The organism is Pseudomonas sp. R62 (assembly GCF_000257605.1).
GTDB classification, from domain to species: Bacteria; Pseudomonadota; Gammaproteobacteria; order Pseudomonadales; family Pseudomonadaceae; genus Aquipseudomonas; species Aquipseudomonas atacamensis.
The window spans coordinates 1-1,623 of the sequence record NZ_AHZM01000850.1 but is presented as its reverse complement, the minus strand read 5'-3'; the positions used below and the strand labels follow the sequence as shown (position 1 = coordinate 1,623).

Sequence of the window (1,623 nt, the reverse complement as noted above, 5' to 3'; positions counted from 1 at the left end):
GGCCGCACGGCCATTGCCACAGACTCGCAATCCGCAATATGCGAGCATTGCTCGCTCCTGCAAGTGTGTAGCGGTTAAAGATGAAAACCCCCGTCTGGTTCCCCCAAAGTTTTTTCTCCCGCACCCTCTGGCTGGTGCTGATCGTCGTGCTGTTTTCCAAGGCGCTGACCCTGGTTTATCTGTTGATGAACGAGGACGTGCTGGTGGATCGCCAATACAGCCATGGCGTCGCTCTGACGCTGCGCGCCTATTGGGCCGCCGATGAGGAAAACCGCGCAAAAATTGCCGATGCCGCGACCCTGATTCGTGTGGTCGGCGCCGGTGTGCCGGAAGGTGAACAGCACTGGCCGTACAGCGAAATCTACCAACGTCAGATGCAGGCGGAACTGGGTGCCGACACCGAGGTGCGTTTGCGCATGCACTCGCCACCAGCGCTGTGGGTGAGGGCGCCGAGTCTGGGCGATGGCTGGCTGAAAGTGCCGTTGTATCCGCATCCGCTGCGCGGCCAGAAAATCTGGAACGTGCTCGGCTGGTTCCTCGCCATCGGCCTGTTGTCGACGGCATCGGCATGGATCTTCGTCAGCCAGCTCAATCAGCCGTTGAAGCGCCTGGTGTATGCCGCGCGGCAACTCGGCCAAGGCCGCAGCGTGCGCCTGCCGATCAGCGACACGCCGAGCGAAATGACCGAGGTTTATCGCGCCTTCAACCAGATGGCCGAGGACGTTGAACAGGCCGGACGCGAGCGCGAGCTGATGCTGGCGGGGGTTTCCCACGACTTGCGCACACCGCTGACGCGCTTGCGCCTGTCGCTGGAATTGATGGGCGATCACACCGATCTCACCGACGACATGGTCCGCGATATCGAAGACATGGACGCGATTCTCGACCAGTTCCTCGCGTTCATCCGCGATGGTCGTGATGAGTCAGTGGAGGAGGTGGACCTCAGCGATCTGGTGCGTGAAGTCGCCGCGCCGTACAACCAGAACGAAGAGAAAGTGCGCCTGCGCCTGGAACCGATCCAGCCGTTTCCGCTGCGTCGAGTGTCGATGAAACGCCTGCTCAACAACCTGATCGGCAACGCCTTGAACCATGCCGGCACCGGTGTTGAGGTCGCGGCTTATGTGTCCGGAGATACCAGCGCGCCGTATGTGGTTCTGAGCGTGATGGACCGTGGCGCGGGGATTGATCCGTCCGAGCTTGAAGCGATCTTCAACCCGTTTACCCGAGGTGATCGGGCTCGCGGTGGCAAAGGCACCGGGCTGGGGCTGGCGATCGTCAAACGGATTGCGGCGATGCATGGCGGCAATGTCGAATTGCGCAACCGGTCCGGGGGTGGACTGGAGGCGCGGGTGAGATTGCCGCTTGGATTGATGTTGCCCCGAGATGCTGTTTAGAAGCAGCTACAAGCTACAAGCTACAAGCTACAAGCTGCAAGCAAAGCGCTGTTCACTTGCCGCTTGAAGCTTGCCGCTAGCAGCTGCTTCTCTAGCCCTTGCCCTTGGTGCGGGTCATATTCGGCCCGCCATTCTTTTCCAGATGCTCGATGATGATCCCGGCGACATTCTTGCCCGTCGTGGTCTCGATGCCTTCCAGTCCCGGCGACGAGTTCACTTCCATCACCAG

General features: G+C 60.6%; 1 protein-coding gene and 1 pseudogene. One reads left to right on the top strand and one right to left on the bottom strand.

Annotation, left to right across the window (positions count from 1 at the left end):
- The first annotated feature begins 80 nt into the window (after nucleotides 1-80).
- Nucleotides 81-1,394: an ATP-binding protein gene (locus OQK_RS00530; protein ID WP_016770645.1), complete on the top strand. Its 1,314-nt coding sequence runs from the start codon at nucleotides 81-83 to the stop codon at nucleotides 1,392-1,394.
- Nucleotides 1,395-1,485: 91 nt separating this feature from the next.
- On the opposite strand, the pseudogene OQK_RS29800 reads toward OQK_RS00530, so the two are convergent.
- A pseudogene (locus tag OQK_RS29800) lies at nucleotides 1,486-1,623 on the bottom strand (30S ribosomal protein S6--L-glutamate ligase); the annotation flags it as partial.

What these genes read in the sequence shown, in the direction of transcription:
- OQK_RS00530 (WP_016770645.1), top strand. Translation starts at nt 81, where the DNA reads ATGAAAACCCCCGTCTGGTTCCCCCAAAGTTTTTTCTCCCGCACCCTC.